The sequence below is a fragment of the Streptomyces sp. JB150 genome, from assembly GCF_011193355.1.
Taxonomy (GTDB): domain Bacteria; phylum Actinomycetota; class Actinomycetes; order Streptomycetales; family Streptomycetaceae; genus Streptomyces.
In genome coordinates this window covers 2,852,766-2,877,679 of the sequence record NZ_CP049780.1, presented here as the reverse complement: position 1 = coordinate 2,877,679, position 24,914 = coordinate 2,852,766, and the positions used below count along the sequence as shown (strand labels likewise).

Sequence of the window (24,914 nt, the reverse complement as noted above, 5' to 3'; positions counted from 1 at the left end):
CCATGGCGAAGAAAGGATCTGTGCTCGTGGTCACCGAGCCGCACGATGTCACGGCGGACCTGGTGATCAGTCATCTCAACCAGCGAGCCGTGCCGGTGGCCCGCTTCAACCCGGCGGACATTGGCGCGGGCCTGTCGATCGCGGCCCGCTTCGACACCTACCCGGCACGAATCACCGGGCAGTTACGCACCCTGTCGAGAAGCGTTGCGCTGGACGAAGTGCGAGCGATCTACTGGCGTCGCCCCGTCTGGCCGGTCTTTGACCGTCTGCCGGACGCCGACGCACGCTTCGCTCAAGCCCAGGTCCGATACGGCCTTGGCGGCTTCCTTTACGCGCTGCGCGGCTGCTGGTGGGTCAACCATCCCCTCCGAAATGCCGCTGCCGATTACAAACCGGCGCAACTAGCGCTTGCTCACTCCTTCGGGCTCCGGGTGCCGCCGACGCTCGTGACGAACGATCCCGACGAGGCCCGCCGCTTCATCCGCGAACACGGCCGGGTGATCTACAAGGCGTTGCGCTGGACTTCGTACGCTCGTGACGGCGTCAGCCTCACCACGTGGACCGAGCCCGTTAGTGCCGAAGAACTGGACGACACGGTGCGGGTTGCACCTCATCTCTTTCAGGCGCGCGTCGACAAGATCGCGGATCTGCGGGTGCTGATCGTGGGGCGGCGCGTGTTCGCCGTACGTATCACATCGGGTCTTCTGGACTGGCGCACGGATTACGCGGGGCTCAGGTACGACGTGGTAGATCTGCCGGACCGCCTGTCCCGGACGCTGCGTGCCTACCTGGACCACTACGGCCTCGCCTCCGGTTCCTTCGACCTCGCTGTGGACCGTGAGGGCGAATACCACTGGCTGGAGCTGAATCCCAATGGTCAGTGGGCCTGGCTGGAGGAGGAGACCGGACTTGAGATGGCGGCGGCGTTCGCCGACCTGCTGATCGAAGGAGAAGCCCATGCTGTTGCCTGAGACCGCCGCGCACCGGCGTGCGCTCGCTGACCGGCTGGTGGCAGCAGGAGCTCTAAGGGACCCGAGATGGCAGGCAGCGGTCGAGGCAGTACCGCGCGAACTCTTCCTCAACCCAGGAGTTTTCCTACCGGCGGAGGGTGGACGCTGGCGCCCAGTGACGGCTCTCGGCGTGGCCGCGGGGGAGTGGCTGGACATCGCGTACAGCGACCGCTCCCTGGCCACCCAACTGGACTGTCACCTCACCGCGGACGAGACGGCCGATCTGGTCAGCGGCATCCCCACGTCTTCTTCGACGACGCCCATGACTGTGGTGGGCATGCTCGAAGACCTGGAGGTGTCGGACGGACAGAGGGTCTTGGAGATCGGTACCGGTACCGGCTACTCCACTGCCCTGCTCTGCCATCGCCTCGGCGAGGACAACGTCACCACGGTCGAGGTTGACCCGCAGGTCGCCGCCCGCGCCGATGCCGCCCTGGAGGGGGCCGGCTTCTCGACCTGGACTGTGACCGGCGATGGGCTCGTGGGCCACCCGCCCCGTGCGCCGTACGACAGGGTCATCGCCACCTGCGCCGTACGCCGCATCCCATACGCCTGGATCCGTCAGACCAAACCTGGGGGGATTATCCTCGCCACGGTCGGCTCCTGGTCCTATGGAACGGGTCTCGCCAAAGTCGTCGTCAACGAAGAGGGCGCAGCGCAGGGCCGTATCATCGGTTGCTCCGCTTTCATGCATGCCCGTTCGCAGTCCACGGCGCTGCCGGCGGACCTCTCGGCTCGCACTGCCTACGCAGACACCAAACGCTTGGCCAAGCTGCCACCCACCGTGCTGGACGAATGGACGCCAGCGTTCCTCGCTCAGTTGGCGGCTCCCGGCACCCAGCTCGTGAGCGCGAGGGCCGTCAACAGCAGTCAGCAGCTTTACCTCATCGACTCCAACCGTGAGTCCTTCGCGACCTTGGCCGAGGACGACACCGGAGGCTGGGTGGTGCGCCAGGGCGGGCCTGTTGCTCTGTGGGATGTCATTGAGCAGGCACTCATTGCATGGCTGGATGCTGGTGAACCGGAGTTGAGTGAGGTTTCGCTGCGCATCAGCAAGGCCTGTCACACGTACACGATGGGCAAGGGGCGCACCTTGCGATGGGATCACTACGTGCAATGACGAAAGAAGCCAGGGCCCACGAGGCCTGCTATGTGAGACCTCGTGGGCCGGGGGTTATCCAGCCGTGGTCATCTTCAGGGTGTGGTGATCGCGATGGTAGGCGAGGTGCTCTGCGGATATGCGGTGGTCACTCACTGTGCGGAGTGGGGAGCGCTCCCCAGTAGCCCGGTCGATCACCGTCAGATCCGACTCCACCGTCAACATGCCGAAGTCGAACGCCACATGATGGTTCGGGCAGAGACAGAGAATGTTGCTCGGATCGTCTGGCCCGTTGTGCGGGCTGCCGAGCGGGCGAATATGGGCGGCCTCGGCATAGGCTCCGGTAGGCGTTGCAATGCGTATACCGCAGACCTGACAAGTGTGTTGATGTATGCCCTTAACCCAGTTGGCGATCGCAGTGCTGCGAATGACCCGCTGCACCTCAGACGCGCGGCGGCCCGGGCGTGGGTTCCCAGAGGGAGGAGGTGCGGCCGCGGAGTCGCCCTCACCGCCGCTTCTCAGCGTAACCGGCGAGGATATTTCCGCAATACTGTCAATTGCCCGTAGTCTGAAGCGATACACGAGGAAGTTGGACACGCCCTTATCGGACCAGTGCTCCTCAACTCGATAAAGACCGTCATACCGGAGGCCCGTGGGCGGAGCAAACCTTGAGTGGCGTCCTGCCCCGCGAATCACGCGGATTGGCCGCCCGGAAGCGATACTGTTGATCAGCGCGGCGTTTCCGCGGGTTAGTTCTTGGTCGTGCGTGTGGCGCCCCTCGGTTTGGCCTCCCTGGCCTGTGTAGATGATCTCGTCGCCGTAATCTTCGTCGTCTGGGTAGCCGCCAGAGACGACGACTGACTTTGCCTCTTCGTCCTGCTTTCCCCAGATTCCGGCCTGTCTCGGTCTGTGTACGTTCGCAGCCGCGAGAGCCTGTCGGTCAGGGAATGTTGCACCAACCGGTACGCAGGGCGGGTGCCCGAAGCCATCGAACCTCTCCGACTGGAGGCCTACGTCCAGAAGTATGTCTTCCCATTCTTCGTGCGGGAAATACTCCTTGAGGAGGTGGTAAGCGGCCTGCGTGCGGAATGTGTCGTCGTTCGCCAAGAGGTCGTAGAGCGTAGCTTCCAGCCCGCCCGCCGGATTCTTTTCTTCCAGCCATTTGATGAGCGAGGACCCGCGGGCTTGAGGGACCTCCGTCTCGTGTACTCCGTCTAGCCGCCAAACCGGCGAGCGGTGTAGGGCGGTAAACGGGTACTGAGGGTCCGGGGTCGAGTTAGGGCGTCCGTGACGCTCTAGCAGCTTTCGTAGCGTGCGCTGGGAATCTCGCCATGGAGTCAGGCGGCTTTTGCGCTGATAGGCCCTTCCCATAGCCCACAGGAGGACCAGGGGTTGATGCCGTGCTGGCTCCCCTTTTGACCTGTCTACACGCAATGATTGCAGAGCGTTCAGGTAACCGGTCGCGGTCGAAGTCAAACCGTCTGGCATGATGCAATACCCCCCTTGTTCAGGCTTAGCGTCAGCGCGAATGCAGCTCGCTAAGCGACGCCATGACACTCCCCATAAGCCCGCCCCACCCCACACCAACACCCATCCCCCCGCTCCGGCGGCCAAGCCACCGCTCGTCCCCTTGCTGCCAGGACCGTCGCGTACTGCGGCAGCAGGGTCGGGTCGGACGGGGACGTGCCCTCCGATGCCGCGAAGGCCTCGTAGGACGGGACCGTGCCGTGGACGATGCCGAGGTTGGAGGTGCCGGAGGCGGACAGCTCGCGGAGGGCGGACTCTATGGCGGCCAGGTGGGCCTCGTAGGAGGGGTACTCCGAGGCGAGTGACGGATAGTCGGCGAGGAGTTCCGTGAGTTCGGGCTGCGGCCAGTGGAGGATCGCCACCGGGAAGGGGCGGGACAGGGCCGCGCGGAACGTGCCCAGCTCCGCCTGGAGGCGGGAGATCTCCGCGCGGAGCTCCGCCGGGTTCTCCGAGCCCAGGGACCAGACGCGCTTCGGGTCGTGGAGTTCGTCCAGGGGGACCGGGGAGGTGTGGAGGGTGTCCGCGAGGGTGTCCCAGGCGTCGTGCGGGACGCCCAGCATGCGGCGGACGCGGTGGCGGCCGAAGAGCAGCGGGTGGGCGGCGTGCGGGGGCTCCTCCCCGTCCGTGAGGAGGCCTCGCGCGCCCTCCGTGTACGTCTCCTGCGCCGCCTCCAGCTCGTCGTGCGACTCCAGGGCCTCCGCGACGATCACCCAGGGGGCGGGATCGCGCGGGGCGGCCGTCCTGATGCCCTCGATGATCGCGCGGGCCTCCGCCTCATGGCCGTACTCCCACAGGTTCGCGGCCTTGAGGGCGCGGACGAGGTGGGGGTGTTCCAGGTCGGCCGGGCGGGAGAGCAGGCGGTCGTAGAGCGCTGTCGCCGCGGGGCGGTCGCCGGCCAGTTCCCGGTGGGCCGCGGCGCGCAGCAGCAGGGCCTCGGCGTCCTCGGGATACAGTCCGGCGGTTCGCTCCAGGCGGGCCGCTTCGGCGTGGTGGTCGACGTTTTCGGCGGGCGTGTCGGGGCGCATGATGGACACCGTACTGCCCTCCACTGACAAGGGTCAGGTATCTCGCGATCAGTGGCGGCCCGGTACGACGCCACTCCGTCCCCCGCAGCTCCGGAGCGCCGGCCTCCGTATGCCGTCACGGCCGGCGGTCTCCTCGTCGTGTCACCGCGCTGAGGTATAACCGTTCCTACGTACATCTGCGCGAGGTGAGGCGGAAGGGGGGCACGTCGGTGGTCCAGGCCCTGGGCAAGCTGCGTCCCGCCGCCCTGCTGCTCCTCCTCGTCCTCCAGCTCGTCCTGCTCGACGCCGGCAGCCTCTCCGCGACCGTCGCGCTCGCCGCGACCGCCGCCGCCGGGTCCGCGCTGGCCGTCTGTTCGCTGATCGCCGCGCGCTGCGCGCCCGCCGTGCCGCCGACGCGGGTCCGGACCGCGATCCGGGACCGTGACCGCCGTACGGCCTTCCTGCCGCAACGAGATCCCGACGCGCGGGGGCGTACGCGACCCCGAGCGCCCGGGCGTGCCCTCCCGGCGACCTGCGCGCAGGGCATCCAGCAGGGCGGATAGCAGGACGTCCGGCAGGACATCCAGCAGCATCCACCTCGGGTGATCCCGCTCCGCGCGGGTCGTCATGCCGCCATGTCCCACGGCACGACAAGACCCCGGAGGGCTCACTCACTCATGTCCGTTTTCGCCCACCTCGTCGAGCGGCTGGCCGAGCTGCTCGAACCGCTCTTCCACGGCTCCGCGGCCGCCGCCGCGATCGTCCTGTTCACCGCGCTCGTGCGGTTGCTGGTGCATCCGCTGTCCCGGGCCGCCGCGCGCGGGCAGAAGGCGCGCACCCGGCTGCAGCCGCGGATCGCCGAGCTGCGCGAGAAGTACCGCAGGGACCCGGAGCGGCTGCAGCGGGCCGTGCTGGAGCTGCACCGCGAGGAGCAGGTGTCGCCGCTGGCCGGCTGCCTGCCCGGGCTGCTGCAGCTGCCCGCCTTCTTCCTCCTCTACCACCTCTTCTCCAGCCCGGCGATCGGCGGCGAGGCCAACGAGCTGCTCGGGCACCGGCTGCTCGGCGCCCCGCTCGGCGACCACTGGGCGGACGCGCTGAGCGCGGGCGGCCCCTTCGGGGAGGCGGGGCTCGTGTACACCGGGCTGTTCGTCCTCGTCGCGGCCGTCGCCGCGTTCACCTACCGGCGTACGAAGACCATGATGGCCGCCCAACCGGTGGTGCCCGTGGCGGACGGCGGGCAGCAGCCGCCGGGAATCGGCGCCGTCACCAAGGTCATGCCGTTCATGTCCTTCTTCACGCTGATCACGGTGGCCGTCGTGCCACTGGCCGCCGCCCTGTACGTCGTCACCAGCACGACGTGGAGCGCCCTCGAGCGGGCCGTGCTCTACCGCTGACCCCGCACCGCCGCCCTCGCGGGTCCAGTACGTGAACGGGGTATTGCGGACTGGACCCCCGCCTTGGAGGATCGGCCAAGTCCTCCGATGGCCGCGCGCCGCCGCACCCGGCCGCCGTCTCGGCGGACCGCCGCGATCGAGGGAGATTGTGATCATGAAGCTGCTGCGAGTCGGTACGGCCGGGGCCGAGCGGCCCGCGCTGCTCGACGCCGACGGCAACCTGCGGGACCTGTCGGGTGTCGTGCCGGACGTCGACGGAGCGCTGCTCGCGGACGACGCGGCGATGGCCCGCGTACGGGCCGCCGCCGGCAGCGGGGAGCTGCCGCTGCTGGACGCGGCCGGGGTGCGGATCGGTCCGCCGGTGGGCGGCATCGGCAAGGTCGTGTGCATCGGGCTGAACTACCACGACCACGCGCGCGAGACCGGGGCCGAGCCGCCGGCCGAGCCGGTCGTCTTCCTGAAGGCCGCGGACACCGTGGTCGGGCCGTACGACACCGTGCTGGTGCCGCGCGGCTCGGTGCGGACCGACTGGGAGGTCGAGCTGGCCGTCGTCATCGGGCGTACGGCCCGCTATCTGGAGTCCGCCGAGGACGGGCTCGCGCATGTCGCGGGGTACGCGGTGGCGCACGACGTGTCCGAGCGGGAGTACCAGATGGACCGCGGCGGCACCTGGGACAAGGGCAAGAACTGCGAGACGTTCAACCCGCTCGGGCCGTGGCTCGTGACGGCGGACGAGGTGCCGGACCCGCAGAAGCTCGGGCTGAGGCTGTGGGTCAACGGGGAGCTGAAGCAGGACGGCAGCACGGCGGAGCAGATCTTCTCCGTGGGGGAGGTCGTGCGGTACCTGTCGCACTTCATGACGCTCTACCCGGGCGATGTGATCAACACCGGGACGCCGGCGGGGGTGGCGTTCGGGCAGCCCGAGCCCAAGCCCTATCTCCGGCCCGGGGACGTGGTCGAGCTGGAGGTGGAAGGGCTCGGGCGGCAGCGGCAGGTGCTGCGCGGCGCGTAAGGGGCGCTTGGGGGCGTGGGGGGTCGCGGGGCGTAGGAGGCGCTTGGGTGGCGTGGGGGGTCGCGGTGCGTCGGCGGCTGCGGGTTAGCCGTGGTTGGCCGCGCAGTTCCCCGCGCCCCCCTGAACAGGTTCCGTTTCAGCCCAGCAGTGAGGCCAGGCGCCGCCAGCCCTCCCTCGGCAGGGACTCCCTGGGGCCGCCGTCCACGAGCTGGAGCGCCACGTGGTCCGCGCCCGCGGCGGTGAAGGAGTCGATGCGGGCGCGGATGCGCTCCTCGTCGCCCCAGGCGTACACCGCGTCGATCAGCCGGTCGCTGCCGCCGTTCGCCAGGTCGTCCTCCGTGAAGCCGGTGCGGAGGAAGTTGTTGGTGTAGTTGGGCAGGGCGAGGTACATGGCGAGGGCCTCGCGGGCCAGGGCGCGCGCCCGGTCCGGGTCGCTCTCCAGGATCACCTTCAGCTCCGGTGCGAGCAGCGGGCCGTCGCCCAGGATCTCGCGGGCCTGCGCGGTGTGCTCCGCCGTCACCAGATAGGGGATCGCCCCGGTGGCCCGGTCGCGGGACAGTTCCAGGGTCTTCGGGCCGAGGGCCGCGAGGGTGCGGCGCTCCGCCGGGACGCCCGCCTCGTCCAGCGCGTCGAGGTAGCGGACCAGGGCGGAGTACGGCCGCCGGTACTGCGCCGCCAGCCGGGCATGGCTCACGCCGAGGCCCAGGACGAAGCGGCCGGGATGGGCGGAGTGCAGCTCGGCGAAGGAGGCCGCGCTGTCGGCGGGCTCGTGCTGCCAGATGCTCTGGATGCTGGTGCCGACGGTGAGCGCCGAGGTGGCCTTCAGCAGCGGGGCGGCGTGCTCGGCCGCGCTGTTGCCGCCGAGCCAGACCGCGCCGAAGCCCAGCTCCTCCAACTCGGCTGCCGCCTCGGCCCGTTCACCGGCGCGGGCCGGGTCCTCGCCGCGCAGGCCGACGCTCCAGATGCCGTACCGGCCGATCTGCTCCTTCAAGGGCGGCGTGCTCATACGTGTGATCCCTCCGGCGTGCTGCGGCAGTTACTGCCGTGCCAACCGGAGGGACCGGTCACGTATTTCCCGTCGGGGGAAGCGGTGACGGGAACCGATGGCCGTTCAGGAGAGCTTCAGGAACTCCTCCAGCGCCTCCACGACGAACCGGTGGTCCTGGAGCTGCGGCAGTCCGGAGACCGTGACCGCGCCGACCACGCCCACGCCCTCCACGGTGACCGGGAAGGAGCCGCCGTGCGCGGCGTACTCGTCCGGGTCGAGGCGGGAGGACTCCTCGAACGTCGTGCCCTTGGCGCGGAACCGGGCGCCGACCAGGTACGACGCCGAGCCGTAGCGCTCCACCACCCGGCGCTTGCGGGCGATCCACGCGTCGTTGTCGGGCGTGGAGCCGGGCAGCGCCGCGTGGAAGAGCTGCTGGCCGGCGCGGTGGATGTCGATGGCGACCGGGGCCTGGCGTTCCCGGGCCAGCCGGACCAGGAGGGAGCCCAGCTCCCAGGCGTCGTCGTGCGTGAACCGGCGGAAGACCAGGCGGCGTTCCTGGGCCTCCAGTTCCTCGACGCTCGGCGTCAGCTCGGGGGCGATCTTGGGGGTCATGGCGTGCGGGGTGTGCGGGGTGTGCTTCTGCGGGTGCGTCACAGGGTCACCGTCACTCCGTCTCGGGCCGAACGGCGGGCCGCTTCCAGTACGTCGAGGGCGGCGGCCGCCTCCAGCGCGGTCACCGGGTTGGGGCCATCCTGCGACACCGCGCGGGCCACCGCCGCGTAATAGGCGGGATAGTCGCCGGGCAGCGTGGGCACCGGCCGGCCGCCGCCGGTCGCCGGGGATTCTCCCGCGCCGACGCGGCCCCACAGGGACTCGGGCTCCGCGCCCCAGCCGTCCCCGTCCGCGCCGCCGGGGCGCAGCCCTTCGCGCAGGGCCGCCTCCTGCGGGTCCAGGCCGTACTTGACGTACCCCGCCCGCGACCCCAGCACCCGGAAGCGCGGGCCGAGCTGGGCGGCCGTGGCCGAGACGTACAGGTGGGAGCGGACGCCGTTGGCGTGCGTCAGCGCGAGGAACGTGTCGTCGTCGGTTTCCGCGCCGGCGCGGCGGATCACCGACTCCGCGTAGACCTGGGTGACGGGGCCGAAGAGGACCAGGGCCTGGTCGACGACATGGCTGCCGAGGTCGTACAGCAGACCGCCGATCTCCGCCGGGTCGCCGGACTCCCGCCAGCCGCCCTTCGGCTGCGGGCGCCACCGCTCGAAGCGGGACTCGAACCGCCATACGTCGCCCAGCTCGCCCTGGTCGAGCAGCGCGCGCAGGGTGAGGAAGTCGTTGTCCCAGCGGCGGTTCTGGAAGACCGACAGCAGCAGGCCGCGCTCCTCGGCCAGGGCCGCCAGCTCGCGCGCCTCGGCGGCGGTGCCCGCGACCGGCTTGTCGACGACGACCGGCAGACCGGCCTTCAGGGCGGTGCCGGCGAGCGGGACGTGCGTCTTGTTCGGGGACGCGATGACGATCAGGTCGAGGTCGCCGGCGCGGTCGAACAGCTCGTCCGGGGTGGCGGCGATCCGGACGCCCGGGTGTGCGGCGCGGGCCTGGTCCTGCCGCTCCGGGTTCGAGGTGACCACCGTGTCGAGGGCCAGGCCGTCGGTGGCGGCGATCAGCGGGGCGTGGAAGACGGATCCCGCGAGGCCGTAGCCGATGAGGCCGACGCGGAGGGGGGTGCCTGAGGTGCCAGTCGTCATGCGTCCACTTTCGCAACGCTGTTGCCAAAGTGCAAGCGGCGGGGAGAATAGGTCGCGTGAACCGGACGAACGCAGCCGAGAGCGCGGGCGCGAATCTGCTGGCGCTGCGCAGCCACAACACCGCGCTGGTGCTGGACCTGCTGCGCACGGCCGGCGAGGAGGGCATCAGCCGGCTGGAGCTGGCCGAGCGCACCGGACTCACCCCGCAGGCGGTCAGCAAGATCACCGCACGGCTGCGGGGCGAGGGGCTGGCCGCCGAGGCGGGGCGCCGCGCCTCCACCGGCGGCAAGCCCCGCACCGTCCTGCGGCTGGTCCCGGACGCCGGACACGCGGTGGGGGTCCATCTCGACCGGGACGAGCTGCGAGCCGTGCTCGTGGACCTCACCGGCGCGGTGGTGGCGCAGCGGCGGGCTCCGCTGGACCTGGGGGCGGGCGCGGAGGCCGTCCTGGAGGGCGTACGGCGGGAGGTCGCCGGCCTGGTCGGCAGCGGTGCGGTCCCTCGCCCCGCGGAGGGCGTGCTCGGTGTGGGCGTCGCCCTGCCCGGTCCGCTCGACCACGGGCGCGGCGTGCTGCACCGGGTCACCGGGTTCCCCGAGTGGGACGGCTTCCCGCTGCGGGACGCGCTGGCGCGGCGGCTCGGGATGCCGGTGGTCGTCGACAAGGACACCAACGCGGCGGCGCTCGGGCTCGCGGTGGGGGAGGAGGTCGGCCGCGACGTGGGGTCGTTCGCCTACCTCCACCTCGGTACGGGGCTGGGCGCCGGGCTGGTGATCGGCGGCGCCGTGCACCGCGGGGCGCGGACCGGCGCCGGGGAGTTCGGGCACCAGGTCGTCCAGCTCGACGGGCCGCCCTGCACCTGCGGCGGGCGCGGCTGCATCGAGGCCCTGTGCCTGGCCGCCGTCGCGGACGGCGACCTCGACGCCGCCGCGCGCGTACTCGGCGCGGGCGCGGCCAACCTCGTCGGGCTGCTCGACATCGACCTCGTCCTGCTCGGCGGCCGTACGGTGGCCGGCGCGCCGGAGGCGTTCGTACGCGGTGTCACCCGCGTCCTCGCCGACCGCGCCCGGCGTGAGGGCGCGGCCACGGTGCCCGTACGGGTCGCCCCCGGTGGTGAGCGGGGGGTCGCCGAGGGGGCGGCGCAGTTGCTGCTGGCGCCGCTGTTCGGGCGGGCGGAGTCGTGAGGCGGTGGGTGAGCGGGGTGGGGGGGGGGGGGGGGGGGGGGGGGGGGGGGGGGGGGGGGGGGGGGGGGGGGGGGGGGGGGGGGGGGGGGGGGCGGGCGGGCGCGGCGCGCCGGAGCGGGGGGGCCGCGCGGGTCCGGGGACCCGGCGGCGCGGCGGTTGCCTGCCGAAGTCGTCAGCCACTTCCGTCACCTGCCGGGGGTCGTAGGGGGCGTCGTCGGGGCGGACGGGGCGGGGTGGGGGGCCGTGGGGGCGGCGGAGAGGGTGGTCGCCGGGGCACCGGCCGGGGGCGCGGACGAGGTGGCGGGCGGCGCGGCGGAGGTGGCGGGCGTGGGGACGACCGCGGGGGCGTCCCGCATGGCCTCGGGGGCGAGGACGAGCGGGACGCGCGCGGTGCCCTGCGCGGCCGCGGCGGGAGCGGGGGACGGCATGCCCCTGATCGTGCCGTCGGGGTTCAGGAAGGCGGGGTCGCCGCCCGGGACCATGCCGAGTTCGCGGGCGCGGCGCTGGAGGGCGTCGGGCGCGGAGTAGGCGTCGATGTCGCGCTGGAGGGCCTGCTCCTCGTCGGTGAGGTTCTTGGTCTCGCGCTGCAGGTCGGCCAGTTCGAAGGAGCCCTCGCTGAGCGCGGAGTTCAGCACCAGCAGGCCGATGAGGCCGCCGCCGAGGAGCAGCACGACGAGCAGGACGAAGGGGGTGCGGGCGGCCTGGCCCGGGGCGGTGGGGAAGAGCCGCGCGAGCCGTGCCGCCCTGCCCTTCAGTTGGGGTTTGCCGCTCACACGCCCTCCCGGCGGGCGCGCGCCCTCCCGGCGGGTCCGGCCGGCCGGCCCGCGCCCGCGCGCGTCCGGCCCTGCGCCTGGCTCACTCGACGTCCTCCCTGATGCGCTCGGCGCCGCGCAGCCGGGCCGGTGCGGCCCGGCGGTTCTCGGCGACCTCTTCCTCGGTGGGGAGTTCGGCACCGCGCGTGAGCAGCTTGAGCCGCGGCTGGTAGCGCTCGGGGACGACGGGCAGACCGGGCGGCGCGGTGGACGCGGCACCGGCCGCGAACACCTGCTTGACCAGCCGGTCCTCCAGGGAGTGGTACGACAGCACGGCGATCCGCCCGCCGACGGCGAGCGCCCTGACGGCGGCCGGGATCGCCCGCTCCAGCACCGACAGCTCGCCGTTGACCTCGATCCGCAGGGCCTGGAAGGTGCGCTTGGCGGGGTTGCCGCCGGTGCGCTTGGCGGCCTGCGGCAGCGCGTCGCGGATCAGTTCGACGAGACGGGCGCTGTTGGTGAACGGCTCCTTCTCGCGCTCGCGGACGATGGCCGCGACGATCCGCTTGGCCTGCTTCTCCTCGCCGTAGGCGCGCAGGATCCGCACCAGCTCGCCCGGCGGGTAGGTGTTGAGGACCTCGGCGGCGCTGACGCCGGTCGTCTGGTCCATGCGCATGTCGAGCGGGGCGTCCTGGGCGTAGGCGAAGCCGCGGTCGGCCTCGTCGAGCTGCATGGAGGAGACGCCGAGGTCGAACAGGACGCCCTGGACGCGCGGGACGCCGAGCCGGCCGAGCACCTCGGGCAGCTCGTCGTAGACGGCGTGCACCAGGGTGGCGCGCTCGCCGTAGGGGGCGAGCCGCTCGCCGGACAGGCGCAGCGCCTCCTTGTCGCGGTCGAGGGCGACGAGCCGGGCCTCGGGGAAGCGGGCGAGCAGTGCCTCGCTGTGGCCGCCGAGTCCGAGGGTGCAGTCGACGACCACCGCTCCGGGGGCCTGGAGGGCGGGGGCCAACAGGTCCAGGCACCGCTGGAGCATCACCGGGACGTGTCGACTCTGGCTCAAGGGGCCCTCTCAGGTCCGGCGGGCGGCACGCACCGCCGGGTCCCCGCCCGCTCGTGAAGGGGAGGCGGGCCGGCGCCTGGGGCGTCGGCCGGCCGGAGCGGGTGGAGGCCGAGCCGTACGTACGCGCCACGCGCGTGGGGTTCTCCGGTGCGTCGCCGGGGACTCCGGGAATGCTGTCCAGCTGGGAGGGCGCCTCTCGCCTCCCGCTTCGCGTCACTTTAGTCCACCCTGTGGCCCGGTCAATCAACCGGCCTGCGCGTCGCCACGGGCGGCGCGGGCGACACCGGCGGAGCCGGCGGACCACCCGGACGGAGGCCGCGCGCCACGCTTGTGGGGTACGTCACAGAACGGCCCGATGACGCTCTTTTGCCCCCTCTCACAGCAGGACCCGGCCGCGGATGACCAGTAACGTCATACTCATGACGACTTCTGCATCGGTTCCCACCGCCGCCCAGGACACCGCCGCTCCCGCAGGTTCCGTCACGAACCGGATCGTCGAGGCCAACGAGCGGTATGCCGCCGACTTCACCCACTCCGACCTGGACGCCCGCCCGGTCCAGCGGGTCGCCGTGGTGGCCTGCATGGACGCCCGGCTCGACGTGCTCTCGGCGCTCGGTCTCCAGCTCGGCGACTGCCACACCATCCGCAACGCCGGCGGCGTCGTCACCGACGACGTGATCCGTTCGCTGACCATCAGCCAGCGCAAGCTCGGCACGCGCAGCGTCGTCCTCGTGCACCACACCGGCTGCGGCATGGAGACCCTGACCGAGGACTTCCGCACCGAGCTGGAGCAGGAGGTCGGCCAGCGTCCCTCCTGGGCGGTGGAGTCCTTCCGGGACGTCGACCAGGACGTACGGCAGTCGATGCGGCGGGTGCGCACCTCGCCGTTCCTGCCGCACACCGACGACGTGCGCGGCTTCGTCTACGACGTGAAGACGGGTCTGCTGCGCGAGATCGACCACGCCTGATCCCCCTCCGGCCCGCCCGTGACCGCGGGGCGGGGCTGTCGTTTCGCTGTCGATCCGCGCCCGCGGCGCCGCCATATCGCAGGAAAGCCGACATATCACGGACAGTTGTCCACAGTCGAGTGACACGAACCGGTAACGGCAACAAGAATGCGGTGGTGGCGTCGCGCGGAACTATCTCCGGGCGCCGTCCGTGTTTCGGGGTGGGCCGATCGCGCGAACCAGAGCGTCGGTCATGGAGAACGGGGCCTAGGAGGGCCGGGTGACGACCTATGACGACCGGGCGAGCCATGGGGGTACCCCCACCGGAGTGAATCCGGGGGTGGGGGACGACCTGACCGCCGTCGTGGAGCGCGTGCGCGCGTCGGTGGAGGGCGTGATCGAGGGCAAGCCCGAGGTCGTACGGCTCGCGCTGACCGTGCTCCTCGCCGAGGGGCACCTGCTCATCGAGGACGTGCCCGGCGTCGGCAAGACGATGCTCGCCAAGACGCTCGCGCGGTCCATCGACTGCTCGGTGCGGCGCATCCAGTTCACGCCCGACCTGCTGCCGTCGGACATCACCGGCGTGTCCATCTGGGACCAGCAGCGCCGGGACTTCGAGTTCAAGCCGGGCGCGATCTTCGCGCAGATAGTGATCGGCGACGAGATCAACCGCGCCTCGCCGAAGACCCAGTCGGCGCTGCTGGAGTCGATGGAGGAGCGCCAGGTCACCATCGACGGGCAGAGCTACGAGCTGCCCAGCCCGTTCATGGTGGTGGCCACCCAGAACCCGGTCGAGATGGAGGGCACCTACCCCCTGCCGGAGGCCCAGCGCGACCGCTTCATGGCGCGGGTCTCCATCGGCTATCCGAGCCCGGAGGCCGAGCTCCAGATGCTGGACGTGCACGGCGGGGTCAGCCCGCTGGACGACCTCCAGCCGGTGGCCCACGCGCACGAGATCGTGAAGCTGATCGACGCCGTGCGCGGCGTCCACGTCGCCGAGACCGTCCGGCGGTACGCGGTGGACCTGGTGGCCGCCACCCGCGTCCACCCCGACCTCAGACTCGGCGCCTCGCCGCGCGCCACCCTGCACCTGCTGCGCGCCGCCAAGGCGTCCGCCGCCCTCAGCGGCCGGGAGTACGCGCTGCCGGACGACGTACAGGCGCTCGCCGTGCCCGTGCTCGCCCACCGGCTGCTGCCCACCGCCCAGGCCCAGCTCAACCGGCGCACCTCGGAGCAGGTGGTGCAGGACATCCTCCAGCGCACCCCGGTGCCCGCCACCCCCCAGCAGAGCGCCTACGGCCTGGGCCACGGCGCCACGGCCTACGGCCAGCAGCCGCCCCGGAGGCTGTGATGAGCTCGGGGGCGGTGCGGCCGGCCCGGCCCGGACAGCCGGAGGGCGAAGGGGGCGGGCTGCGCACGGCCCTCGCCGGTCTGACCACCCGCGGGCGCTCCTTCCTCGCCGCCGGAGTGGCGGCGGCGATCTGCTCCTACGTCCTCGGCCAGAGCGACCTGCTGCGCGTCGGGCTGCTGCTCGCGGTGCTGCCGCTGGTGTGCGCGACGGTGCTGTACCGCACCCGCTACCGGGTCGCGGGCAGCCGCCGCCTCTCCCCCGCGCGCGTGCCCGCCGGCAGCGAGGCCCGGGTCCAGCTGCGCGTCGACAACGTCTCGCGGCTGCCCACCGGTCTGCTGATGCTCCAGGACCGGGTGCCGTACGTGCTCGGTCCGCGCCCCCGGTTCGTGCTGGACCGGGTGGAGCCGGGCGGGCGCCGCGAGGTGTCCTACCGGGTCCGCTCCGACCTGCGCGGCCGCTATCCGCTGGGCCCGCTCCAGCTGCGCCTGACCGACCCGTTCGGCATGTGCGAGCTGACCCGCGCCTTCTCGGCGTACGACACCCTGACCGTCATCCCGCGCGTGGAGGCGCTGGCGCCGGTGCGGCTGACCGGCGAGGCCAAGGGGTACGGCGACGGCCGGCTGCGCTCGCTGGCCCTGGCCGGCGAGGACGACGTGATCCCGCGCGGGTACCGCTACGGCGACGACCTGCGCCGCGTGCACTGGCGCTCCACCGCCCGCTACGGCGAGCTGATGGTGCGCCGCGAGGAGCAGCCGCAGCGCGCCCGCTGCACGGTGCTGCTGGACACGCGCGGCGCCGCCTTCCGGGGCGCGGGCCCCGACTCGGCGTTCGAGTGGGCCGTGTCGGGCGCCGCCTCCGTCCTGGTGCACATGCTGGAGCGGGGCTTCTCGGTGCGGCTGCTGACGGACACCGGCAGCTCGGTGCCCGGTGAGGGCGCCGACGGGTTCGCGGGCGCCGACCAGGAGTCGGCGGACGCGGCGGGGCTGATGATGGACACCCTCGCGGTGATCGGCCACTCGGACGGCTCGGGCCTGTCGCGCGCCTACGACGTGCTGCGCGGCGGCAACGAGGGACTGCTGGTGGCGTTCTTCGGCGACCTCGACGAGGAGCAGGCCGCCACGGCCGCGCGGATGCGCCAGCGCAGCGGGGCCGCCGTCGCGTTCCTGCTGGACAGCGAGGTGTGGGTGCGCGAGCCGCACCCGGCGCCGGCCGGGCCGGTGAGCCGTGGTGAGGAGGGGCTGCGGATGCTGCGCGAGGCCGGCTGGACCGCGGTGAGCGTCCCGCGCGGGGCGACGCTGGACGACATGTGGCGGCAGGCGGACCGCGAGCGCGGCGGCGTGGTCGCGGCGAGCGGCCTGGGGCACGGCGGCGCGAACGGGCTCGGCACGGCCGGGACGGGCGGGAGCGGTGCGGGCGCGATGGGCGCCGACGGGTTCGGTGCGAGCGGCGCGGGCGCCGGTGGTTTCGGTGCGGGCGCGATGGGCGCGAGCGGCGGGGAGGCGCGGTGATGAGCGGGCGGGCCCGGATGGCCATCTGCGCGGCGGCGGCCACGCTGATGGCCGCGTGCGCACTGCTGCCGCTGGTCGACCCGGCCACCTGGTCCCTCCAGGCGGCCGTGCTGCTGGTGATCCAGACGTCCGTGGGCGCGGCCGCCCGCCGGGTGCCGCTGGCCCGGCCGCTGACCGTGGCGGCACAGCTGGTGGTCACCCTGCTGCTGCTCACCCTGGTCTTCGCGCGCGAGCAGGCCCTGGCCGGGCTGGTCCCGGGCCCGGAGGCCTTCGCCCGCTTCGCCGGCCTGTTCCAGCAGGGCACGGACGACGTGTCCCGGTACGCGACCCCGGCGCCGCTCACGGACGGCATCCGGCTGATGCTGATCGGCGGGGTGCTGCTGATCGGGCTCGCCGTGGATGCCCTGGCGGTGACCTTCCGCAGCGCCGCCCCGGCCGGGTTGCCGCTGCTCGCGCTGTACTCGGTGGCCGCGGGGCTGGCCGACGGCGCGGCCGACTGGCTGTGGTTCCTGATCGCCGCGGTCGGCTATCTGATGATGCTCCTCGCCGAGGGGCGGGAGCGGCTGTCGCAGTGGGGCCGGGTCTTCGCCGCGGCGCCGCGCACGTCGGGCGGCCCGCCCGCGGCGGCGGTGGCCCCGGTGCGCACCGGGCGGCGGATCGGCGCGGTGGCGCTCGGCGTGGCCCTGGTGGCGCCGCTGGCCCTGCCCGCGATGAGCGGCGGTCTGCTGGAGGGCGCCGGGACCGGGGTCGGCACCGGCCCCGGAGGCGGCGGCACGATCTCCGCGGTGAACCCGCTGGTGTCGCTGCGCGACAGCCTGAACGTGAACGAGGACCGCCAGGTCCTCTCCCTGCGCACCGAGACGAACAGCCTCTCCAGCCTCTACCTGCGGATCGTGTCCCTGGACGACTTCGACGGCACCACCTGGAAGCCGTCCCGGCGCGACATCGTGACGGTGCCGGACGAGTTCCCGACCCCGCAGGGTCTCGGCCCGGACGTGCGGCGCGCGGAGGTCCGCACCCGGATCGCGGCCGCGGACTGGTACGCACAGGACTGGCTGCCGATGCCGTACCCGCCGAGCGGTGTGGACGTCGACGGCAACTGGCGGTACGAGCCGGTGGGGATGACCCTCGTCGGCGACCACGGCCAGAACACGCGCGGCGCCCGGTACACGGTGACCAGCCTCGAGGTGCAGCCGACCGCGCGGCAGCTCGCCGACGCCCCGGCGCCGCCGCCGGCTCTGCGGCGCGAGTTCACCGAGGTGCCGGACTCGCTGCCGGCCGTGGTCTCCCGCACCGCCCGCGAGGTCACCGAGGGCGCCGCGAACCCGTACGAACAGGCGGTGAAGCTCCAGGAGTACTTCGCGCTGAACGGCGGCTTCGAGTACGACACCCGGGTCGACGTCGGCAGCGGCTCGCGGGCGATCGCCCGCTTCCTGCGGGACAAACAGGGCTTCTGCGTCCACTTCTCGTTCGCGATGGCGTCGATGGCCCGCACCCTGGGCATTCCGGCCCGGGTCGCGGTGGGCTTCGCGCCCGGCACCCCGCAGGCGGACGGCACGGTGTCGGTGGGGCTGCGCGACGCGCACGCCTGGCCGGAGCTGTACTTCGAGGGCGTGGGCTGGACCCGCTTCGAGCCGACCCCGAACCGGGGCTCCACCCCGCCGTACACCGTGCCGGAGATCCCGGGCAGCAGCGTGCCGGAGCTGCCGGAGACATCCCGGCCGACGGCCCAGGCGCCCTCGGCGGAGCCGTCGGCGAGCGACGGCTGCACGCCGCAGCAGAAGCGGCTCCAGGAGTGCGGCGCCGCGCTCCCGCTGGACCCGGGCGACCCGGGCGAGGAGAGCGGGCCCTGGTACCGGACGGCGCTGTGGGTGGGGCTCGGGGCGCTGGTCGTCGTCCTGCCCCTGCTGCCCATGCTGTGGCGGCTGCGGCGGCGGTCGGTGCGGCTGGCCTCGACGCCGCACCTCCGGTCCGGCGCGGCCGGGGTGCTCGGCCGGGGCCGGGCCGACCGGGGCGGCGAGGGCCACGCCGACGGCATCGAGATGCAGGCCCTGCCCGGTGAGGCGGAGCGGCGGGCGGCCGAGGTGGCCGCCGGGCACGTGCTGGCCCTGTGGCGGGAGCTGACGGACACCGCGTGGGACTACGGCATCGTCCCGGACGACGCGCTCACCCCGCGCACGGCGGCCGCGCGGATCGTACGGCTCGGCCGGCTGGAGGAGGGCGCCGCCGAGGCGGTGCACCGGATCGCCGGCGCGGTCGAGCAGGTGTTGTTCGCGCCACGGCCGCAGGCGGCGAGCGGGCTGCCCGCCGAGGTGCGGCGGGTGCGGGCGGCGCTGCGGGCCCGGGTCGGCTGGCGTACCCGGGTGCGGGCGGTCCTCGCACCGCGTTCCGCGCGCCGGGCGCTGTGGGACGCGGCGGACCGCTGGACGGCCGTCCGGGCCCGCTGGTCGACCCGCTGGGCGGCCCTGCTGCGCCGGCCGTCGGGGCAGCAGAGCGGCTGAGGGGCTCTGCCGCTGAGGGCGGCGGAGCGGCCGCCGGCCGTCGGGGCAGCAGAGCGGCTGAGGGGCTCTGCCGCTGAGGGCGGCGGAGCGGCTGAAGGGCTGGCTCTGCCGCTAGAGGGCGGCAGAGCCAGGGGCGGTCATGGGCGGACGGGCGTGCGTGCCCTGCGTAAAAGCAGGCAGCGTCCGCCGCGGCCGTGCTCTGGCGTGGGCATGAGCGGGTGGGGGGCGGGGTGGCTGCGGATGCGCATTCGACTGTGACGTGGGCCCGCCCTGGTCCTGGGCCTGGCCGTGGTCGGCGTCTCGTCCGACGTGGGCATGCGTGAGGGGGCTGCCACCCGGCGGGGTGGCAGCCCCCTCACAGACGTCTAGGCCGGCGTGGAGCGGAGGAGCGGCTCAGTGGCCTTGCTGCTCGTCACGGCGTCGCTGCCAGCGCTGTTCGATCCGGTCCATCATCGAGCGCCGCTGGCGTCCCTGGTGGCGGGCGTGCGGACCGCCGCCGGGCTGCTCACCCGGACGGGGGGCCTTGCGCCAGCCGGTCACGGCGAGCACCGCGCATCCCAGCATGACGAGGAAGCCCACCACACTGAGCCACACCTGCTTGGCGACCATTCCGGCCATGAGGAGCGCGATACCAACGAGGAAGCCCGCGACCGCCTGGTAGACCCGTCGCCGGGTGTACGTACGCAGCCCGCTTCCCTCAAGCGCTGTCGCGAACTTGGGATCTTCGGCGTACAGCGCTCGCTCCATCTGCTCGAGCATGCGCTGCTCGTGCTCTGAGAGCGGCACGGAGTCCTCCTCATCGTGCAGTCGCCGGGGCGACTCGGGGGGTCCCTTCAGGATAGGCAGGGAATCGCCCCCGTGAAACCCGCCCCTCTACGCCAATTGGCCAACCGGTTTCCGTCATGGTCGTCCCGGCTCGCTGAGGCTTGCATTCCCCAGTCGCCGACCCGTCATGCCGAGCGGTCTCCCTCGATCATACGGCGGGAACCGCTCGATCGGGGGGCCTGTGGCGTACTCCATCCGCAACCAATGCCCTGATCAGCGGCGGGTCACGGAAGGCGCCTGCGGTCCCCTCAGCCCCGTGTACCCACCTGGGTCTCACCGAGCACATGAAGCTGTGTGGCCACGGCGTGGAAGGCGGGCAGTTCGGCGGCCGCGGCCTCCAGCCGGAGCAGGGCGTCCATGGCGCCGGGCTCGGTGTCCACCAGCACACCGGGCACCAGGTCGGCGAAGACCCGGACGCCGTGCACCGCGGCGACGCGCAGGCCCGCGCCCTCGACCAGTCCGGTGAGCTGGTCGGCCGTGAAGCGGCGCGGCATGGGGTCACCGGCGCCCCAGCGGCCGTTCGGGTCGTCGAGGGCCTGCTTGGCCTCCGTGAAGTGGCCGGCGAGGGCCCGCGCGAGCACGGCGCCGCCGAGCCCGGCGGCGAGGACGCTGAGCACGCCCTCGGCGCGCAGGGCGGCCACGGCGTTGCGGACGCCTTCGGCCGGGTCGTCGACGTACTCCAGGACACCGTGGCAGAGCACCGCGTCGTAGCCGCCGCGCTCGACCACGTCGAACAGCCCGTGCGCGTCACCCTGCACCCCGCGCACCCGGTCGGCGACACCGGCCTCGGCGGCACGGCGCTCCAGCGCGAAGAGCGCGTTGGGGCTGGGGTCGACGACGGTGACGCGGTGGCCGAGGCGGGCGACGGGCACCGCGAACTTGCCGCTGCCGCCTCCGGTGTCGAGGACGTCCAGCGACTCCCGGCCCGTGGCCTTGACCCGGCGGTCCAGGGCGTCCTGGAGGACCTCCCAGACCACGGCGGTACGGAGTGAGGCGCGGGGTCGCATCGGGTCCGACACGGCAGTTGACTCCTCGGCACGGCACCGCCTGTCGCAGGGCGGGGCGAACGGGCTGCCCTCCGGGCTCCGGGGTGCCGGAGGGGAAGGCTTCAGGCGTCCTCCACCCTATTGCCTCCGGTGGCCTGCCTGGTCACCCGTACCGGGGGTGCGACGACGGCCACCGTCCCGGTGTCCCCGCGCCCCAGGTCCGGCCGTCCCCGCGCCTCGGCGGCCGTCAGCCCGCGTCCGGCATCCGGTGGCTTGTGCCCTGAGCATCCCCCTCCCCGTCCGCGCGTGGCTGCGGGAGGACCGGCTGGAGGACGAGCATGCGCTCCACCAGGCGGAGGAACATCGCCACGTCCCGTATCAGGTCGTCGGCGTCCCGGCTGCCGGCCGCGCCTTGGACGCCGGCCTCGGCGAGGGCACGGCGCCGGGCGCCGGAGGCGAACAGGGCGCTCCACTCGGTCAGCTCGGGCGCGATCTCGGGGAGCACTTCCCAGGCGCTCCGGATACGGGCCCGGCGTCGTGGGCTGGTCTCGGGCCGGCCGCGGGCGGCCAGCACCGCGGCGGCGGTGCGCAGGGCGGCGAGGTGGGCCGTCGCATAGCGCTCGTTCGGCGATTCGAGGTCGGCGGCCTCGTGGAGTCCGGCGCGGGCCTTGGCGAGCAGGTCGAGCGCGGCGGGCGGTGCCGAGGCGCGGCGCAGGACGGGGTGGACATCGCTCGCGGGGCCGGTCAGTGAGGGGGCAGGGCCGGTGGTGCGGCGCCGGCGCGCGGCGGCGGACGAGTGGGCCATGACGAACCTCCTGTCGTCTGGGTGACGGCACGCCCTCATACGGGGTGCCGTATGTGCCCATCGTGAGGTATGGCACTGACAATCCGATCTGACCTGGGGTTTTGCCTCGATCGAAGGTTCGGGCTAGTTTTTGCACTGACCAGTCAGTTCAAATGTTGGCTCACCTCTGGGAGACCTGCTGTGGGAGAGCGTGCGACGGGGGGACTCGCCGTCAGCGCCCGGGACTTCGGCGTCAGGGGGCCGCGGGGCTGGGCGTTCCGCGGCGTGCGCGTCGAGGCGGAACCCGGCTCACTGATCGCTATCGAGGGGCCGTCCGGCTCGGGCCGCACCTGTCTGCTGCTCGCGCTGACCGGGCGCATGAAGGCCGCCGAGGGGACGGCGGTGGTGGGCGGCGCCCGGCTGCCGCGGCAGATGGCGGCGGTGCGCCGGGTCAGCGCGCTCGCGCACGTGCCGGGCGTGACCGACCTGGAGCCCGCGCTGACCGTGGGCGAGCACCTGCGTGAGCGGGTGCTGCTCCAGCGCCGGTTCGGGGACTCCCTGCGCGGGCTGCTCAGGCCGCGCGGTGAGCGCCGCGACGAGGCCGCGCTGCGCGTCGACGCCGCGCTGAGGGCCGCGGGCCTGGACCCGGCGGCCCTGCCCAAGGGCACCCGCACCGCCGTACGCGATCTGGAGCGGGTGGAGGCGCTGCGGCTGTCCGTCGCCCTCGCGCTGATCTCCCGCCCCGGGCTGCTCGCCGTGGACGACACCGATCTGAAGCTGTCGGAGGCCGAACACGACGAGGTGTGGGCGCTGCTGCGCTCCCTCGCCGACGCCGGGACGACGGTCCTGGCGGTGTGCAGCGAGGCCCCCGAGGGCACGGTGGCCGTGTCCACGCGGACCGCGCGGCGGAGCACGGAGGACACCGAGGCGGCCGACGACGGCGAGGGGGACGACCGGGACGGGGACGCGCGCGCGGCGGGCGACGGCGACGGGGACGCACGCGCGGCCGGTGACCGGGACGGGGACGCGCGCGCGGCCGGTGACGGACGCACGGACGAAGCCGGCGACAGCGACATGGACCAGGCCGAGGCCGACGACGAGGTGAAGGAGACGGCCGATGAGGTCGCCGAAACTGGCCGGGCTTGAGCTGCGCCGCTTCACGCGCGGCAAGCTCCCGCGCGCGGGCCTGGTGGCGCTGTTGCTGCTGCCGCTGCTGTACGGGGCGCTGTACCTGTGGTCCTTCTGGGACCCGTACGGCCGGCTCGACCGGCTCCCCGTGGCGCTCGTGAACGACGACAAGGGGGCGACGGCCGGCGGGAAGAAGCTCCGCGCGGGCGACGACATCGTCGAAGGGCTGCGGGAGAGCGAGGTCTTCGACTGGCACGAGGTGAGCGCCGAGGAGGCCCGCGCGGGCGTGGAGGACGGCCGGTACTACCTGTCGCTGACCATGCCGCGGGACTTCAGCGCGCGGATCGCCTCCAGCTCCGGCGACTCCCCCGAGACGGGCGCGCTCCAGGTGCGCACCAACGACGCCAACAACTACATCGTCGGGCAGATCTCGCGGACGGTGTTCAGCGAGGTGCGCACGGCGGCGTCCACCAAGGCGTCGCGGTCGTTCCTGGACAAGATCTTCATCTCGTTCTCCGACATCCACGGCGAGACCGTGAAGGCCGCGAGCGGCGCCGACCAGCTCAAGGGCGGCATCGGCAAGGCGGAGAAGGGCTCCAAGGACCTCGCGGACGGCCTGAGGGACGCCAAGGACGGCAGCGGCGACCTGGCCTCCGGCCTGAAGAAGCTGCACAAGGGCGCGGGGGACCTGGAGGACGGGGCCAAGAGGGTCGCGGAGGGCACCCAGACGCTCGCCGACAAGGTCAACGGCTTCTCCGGCCGGATCGGCCCCTTCCTGACGGACAACGAGGAGTTCATCGGGGACACCGCCCAGTTCGTCGCGGACTCGGCCGGCGCCGTCCGCGAGAACCTGGGCAGCCTGGACAAGACGGCCCCGGCGGCGGCCGTACGCGCCCGGGAGGCCTCCCAGACCCTGGACGGCGTGTACAAGACCCGCTGTGAGGAGGCCACGCTGCCCGACGCCGCGTGCGCCGACCTCAAGCTGGCCAAGGGCGCCGCCGCCGACGTGGCGGCGGTCGCCGGCGACCTCGACACGCTCGTCACCCAGCACGACAGCGACCTGAAGAAGCTCGACAAGCACCTGGCCACCCTCCAGAAGCAGGCCCAGGCGCTCGCCGACCGCTCGCCGCACCTGTCCGAGGACCTGGACGACGCCGTCAAGCGGATCAACCAGCTGAACACGGGCGCCGGGAAGGTCGCCGCGGGCGCCGAGAAGCTGCACGCGGGCCTCGGCACCGCGAGGACCGGCTCGGTCGACCTGGACCAGGGCGTCGGGAAGCTGAAGACGGGCGCGGACGACCTCAGCGGCGGCATGTACAAGCTGGTCGACGGCTCGGTGAAGCTCGCCGACGGGCTGCACGACGGCGCGGAGAAGATCCCCGACTACGACGAGCGGGAACGCGACGAGCGCACCGAGGTCATGGCGGACCCGGTGCGGCTCGCCGCGCAGTCCCTGCACCGCGCGCCCAACTACGGCACCGGTTTCGCGCCGTACTTCATCCCGCTGTCCCTGTGGGTGGGCGCGATGGTGGCGTACATGCTGATCCCGCCGCTGAACCGGCGGGCGCTCGCCGCGGGCGCCTCGGCCTGGCGGATCGCGCTGGCGGGCTGGCTGCCGGTGCTGGCGATCGGCGTCGCGCAGACCGGGGCGCTGATGGCGGTGCTGCACTGGGCGGTGGGCCTGGAGATGGCCCGCGCGGCCGGGACGGTGGGCTTCCTGTTCCTGGTGACGGGCTGCTTCGCGGCGATCGTGCAGCTGCTCAACGCCCGCTTCGGGGCGGCCGGCCGGATCCTGGTGCTGGCCCTGCTGATGCTCCAGCTGACCTCGGCGGGCGGCACCTACCCCGTGCAGACCAGTCCGGGCTTCTTCAACGCGATCCACCCGTGGCTGCCGATGACCTACGTCGTGGAGGCGCTGCGCCGGCTGATCACGGGCGGCGGACTGGGGCCGGTCTGGCAGGCATGCGCGGTGCTGGCGGCCTTCACGCTGGGCGCGCTGGCGCTGACCGCCCTGTCGGCCCGCCGCCGCCAGGTGTGGACGCTGGACAAGCTGCACCCGGAGCTGAGCCTGTGACCTCGCCTCCCGTGCCGTCCGACGAGGCCGTTGCTGTGACA

The 24,914-nt window shown here is 73.1% G+C and carries 22 protein-coding genes; 12 read left to right on the top strand and 10 right to left on the bottom strand.

Going from position 1 to position 24,914, the window contains the following annotated elements:
* Positions 1-2 precede the first annotated feature (2 nt).
* Positions 3-971 (top strand): ATP-grasp ribosomal peptide maturase, encoded by a 969-nt coding sequence (gene tgmB / locus G7Z13_RS13505; RefSeq protein WP_165999094.1) that lies wholly within the window; start codon positions 3-5, stop codon positions 969-971.
* A complete protein-coding gene (gene tgmC / locus G7Z13_RS13500) occupies positions 958-2,130 on the top strand; it encodes an ATP-grasp peptide maturase system methyltransferase (protein WP_165999093.1) in 1,173 nt (390 codons plus the stop codon). Before tgmB ends, tgmC begins: the two co-directional genes overlap by 14 nt.
* A gap of 54 nt (positions 2,131-2,184) precedes the next feature.
* On the opposite strand, the gene G7Z13_RS13495 is transcribed toward tgmC, so the two are convergent.
* Together G7Z13_RS13495 and G7Z13_RS13490 are read right to left on the bottom strand one after the other, a co-directional pair.
* Positions 2,185-3,216, bottom strand: a complete 1,032-nt coding sequence (locus tag G7Z13_RS13495; RefSeq protein ID WP_206313062.1) for a YDG/SRA domain-containing protein — start codon at positions 3,214-3,216, stop codon at positions 2,185-2,187.
* Positions 3,217-3,647: 431 nt separating this feature from the next.
* Positions 3,648-4,661: an SEC-C domain-containing protein gene (locus G7Z13_RS13490; RefSeq protein ID WP_165999088.1), complete on the bottom strand. Its 1,014-nt coding sequence runs from the start codon at positions 4,659-4,661 to the stop codon at positions 3,648-3,650.
* Positions 4,662-4,870: 209 nt separating this feature from the next.
* Here G7Z13_RS13490 and G7Z13_RS13485 point away from each other — a divergent pair, with 209 nt between their 5' ends.
* From G7Z13_RS13485 to G7Z13_RS13475, 3 genes are all read left to right on the top strand, one after another.
* On the top strand, positions 4,871-5,203 hold the full coding sequence (locus tag G7Z13_RS13485; RefSeq protein ID WP_165999087.1) for a DUF6412 domain-containing protein: 333 nt from the start codon (positions 4,871-4,873) through the stop codon (positions 5,201-5,203).
* Positions 5,204-5,317: 114 nt separating this feature from the next.
* Positions 5,318-6,034 (top strand): YidC/Oxa1 family membrane protein insertase, encoded by a 717-nt coding sequence (locus tag G7Z13_RS13480; RefSeq protein ID WP_165999085.1) that lies wholly within the window; start codon positions 5,318-5,320, stop codon positions 6,032-6,034.
* A 154-nt stretch (positions 6,035-6,188) separates the two neighbouring features.
* The gene (locus G7Z13_RS13475; protein ID WP_165999083.1) at positions 6,189-7,046 is read left to right on the top strand and encodes a fumarylacetoacetate hydrolase family protein; all 858 of its coding nucleotides are present in this window, start codon (positions 6,189-6,191) and stop codon (positions 7,044-7,046) included.
* 136 nt (positions 7,047-7,182) lie between these two features.
* Here G7Z13_RS13475 and G7Z13_RS13470 read toward each other — a convergent pair whose 3' ends face one another.
* The 3 genes from G7Z13_RS13470 to G7Z13_RS13460 form a co-directional block, all read right to left on the bottom strand.
* Positions 7,183-8,052, bottom strand: coding sequence for an LLM class F420-dependent oxidoreductase (locus G7Z13_RS13470; protein ID WP_165999081.1), 870 nt, complete (start codon positions 8,050-8,052; stop codon positions 7,183-7,185).
* 105 nt (positions 8,053-8,157) lie between these two features.
* Positions 8,158-8,646, bottom strand: coding sequence for a heme-degrading domain-containing protein (locus G7Z13_RS13465; RefSeq protein WP_166004927.1), 489 nt, complete (start codon positions 8,644-8,646; stop codon positions 8,158-8,160).
* A 38-nt stretch (positions 8,647-8,684) separates the two neighbouring features.
* On the bottom strand, positions 8,685-9,776 hold the full coding sequence (locus G7Z13_RS13460; protein WP_165999079.1) for a Gfo/Idh/MocA family oxidoreductase: 1,092 nt from the start codon (positions 9,774-9,776) through the stop codon (positions 8,685-8,687).
* Between the two features lie 56 nt (positions 9,777-9,832).
* Between G7Z13_RS13460 and G7Z13_RS13455 the strand changes: the two genes are divergently transcribed.
* Positions 9,833-10,957 carry an ROK family transcriptional regulator gene (locus G7Z13_RS13455; RefSeq protein ID WP_240926202.1) on the top strand — a complete coding sequence of 375 codons (1,125 nt, stop codon included), beginning with the start codon at positions 9,833-9,835 and terminating at the stop codon, positions 10,955-10,957.
* Positions 10,958-11,142: 185 nt separating this feature from the next.
* Here G7Z13_RS13455 and G7Z13_RS13450 read toward each other — a convergent pair whose 3' ends face one another.
* Both G7Z13_RS13450 and rsmH read right to left on the bottom strand, forming a co-directional pair.
* A complete protein-coding gene (locus G7Z13_RS13450) occupies positions 11,143-11,730 on the bottom strand; it encodes a septum formation initiator family protein (protein ID WP_165999077.1) in 588 nt (195 codons plus the stop codon).
* Between the two features lie 82 nt (positions 11,731-11,812).
* Positions 11,813-12,769 (bottom strand): 16S rRNA (cytosine(1402)-N(4))-methyltransferase RsmH, encoded by a 957-nt coding sequence (gene rsmH / locus G7Z13_RS13445; protein WP_165999075.1) that lies wholly within the window; start codon positions 12,767-12,769, stop codon positions 11,813-11,815.
* 419 nt (positions 12,770-13,188) lie between these two features.
* Between rsmH and G7Z13_RS13440 the strand changes: the two genes are divergently transcribed.
* From G7Z13_RS13440 to G7Z13_RS13425, 4 genes are all read left to right on the top strand, one after another.
* Positions 13,189-13,737: a carbonic anhydrase gene (locus G7Z13_RS13440; RefSeq protein ID WP_240926201.1), complete on the top strand. Its 549-nt coding sequence runs from the start codon at positions 13,189-13,191 to the stop codon at positions 13,735-13,737.
* 319 nt (positions 13,738-14,056) lie between these two features.
* Positions 14,057-15,067, top strand: coding sequence for a MoxR family ATPase (locus G7Z13_RS13435; protein ID WP_166004921.1), 1,011 nt, complete (start codon positions 14,057-14,059; stop codon positions 15,065-15,067).
* Positions 15,067-16,575, top strand: coding sequence for a DUF58 domain-containing protein (locus tag G7Z13_RS13430; RefSeq protein ID WP_240926200.1), 1,509 nt, complete (start codon positions 15,067-15,069; stop codon positions 16,573-16,575). Before G7Z13_RS13435 ends, G7Z13_RS13430 begins: the two co-directional genes overlap by 1 nt.
* Entirely contained in the window at positions 16,575-19,076 is a 2,502-nt protein-coding gene (locus tag G7Z13_RS13425; RefSeq protein WP_165999072.1) for a DUF3488 and transglutaminase-like domain-containing protein, read from the top strand. The genes G7Z13_RS13430 and G7Z13_RS13425 overlap by 1 nt, the downstream gene beginning before the upstream one ends.
* Positions 19,077-19,469: 393 nt before the next feature.
* Here the strand turns inward: G7Z13_RS13425 and G7Z13_RS13420 are convergent, their stop codons facing one another.
* From G7Z13_RS13420 to G7Z13_RS13410, 3 genes are all read right to left on the bottom strand, one after another.
* Positions 19,470-19,862: a DUF3040 domain-containing protein gene (locus G7Z13_RS13420; protein WP_073942861.1), complete on the bottom strand. Its 393-nt coding sequence runs from the start codon at positions 19,860-19,862 to the stop codon at positions 19,470-19,472.
* A 287-nt stretch (positions 19,863-20,149) separates the two neighbouring features.
* Complete coding sequence (locus G7Z13_RS13415; protein ID WP_165999070.1) at positions 20,150-20,920, bottom strand: methyltransferase; 771 nt, start codon at positions 20,918-20,920, stop codon at positions 20,150-20,152.
* A 214-nt stretch (positions 20,921-21,134) separates the two neighbouring features.
* On the bottom strand, positions 21,135-21,692 hold the full coding sequence (locus tag G7Z13_RS13410; RefSeq protein ID WP_165999068.1) for an SAV_6107 family HEPN domain-containing protein: 558 nt from the start codon (positions 21,690-21,692) through the stop codon (positions 21,135-21,137).
* Between the two features lie 180 nt (positions 21,693-21,872).
* On the opposite strand from G7Z13_RS13410, the gene G7Z13_RS13405 reads away from it, so the two are divergent.
* Together G7Z13_RS13405 and G7Z13_RS13400 are read left to right on the top strand one after the other, a co-directional pair.
* Positions 21,873-22,817 carry an ATP-binding cassette domain-containing protein gene (locus tag G7Z13_RS13405; protein ID WP_240926199.1) on the top strand — a complete coding sequence of 315 codons (945 nt, stop codon included), beginning with the start codon at positions 21,873-21,875 and terminating at the stop codon, positions 22,815-22,817.
* The gene (locus tag G7Z13_RS13400; protein ID WP_165999064.1) at positions 22,789-24,873 is read left to right on the top strand and encodes a YhgE/Pip domain-containing protein; all 2,085 of its coding nucleotides are present in this window, start codon (positions 22,789-22,791) and stop codon (positions 24,871-24,873) included. Before G7Z13_RS13405 ends, G7Z13_RS13400 begins: the two co-directional genes overlap by 29 nt.
* The last annotated feature ends 41 nt before the right edge of the window (positions 24,874-24,914 follow it).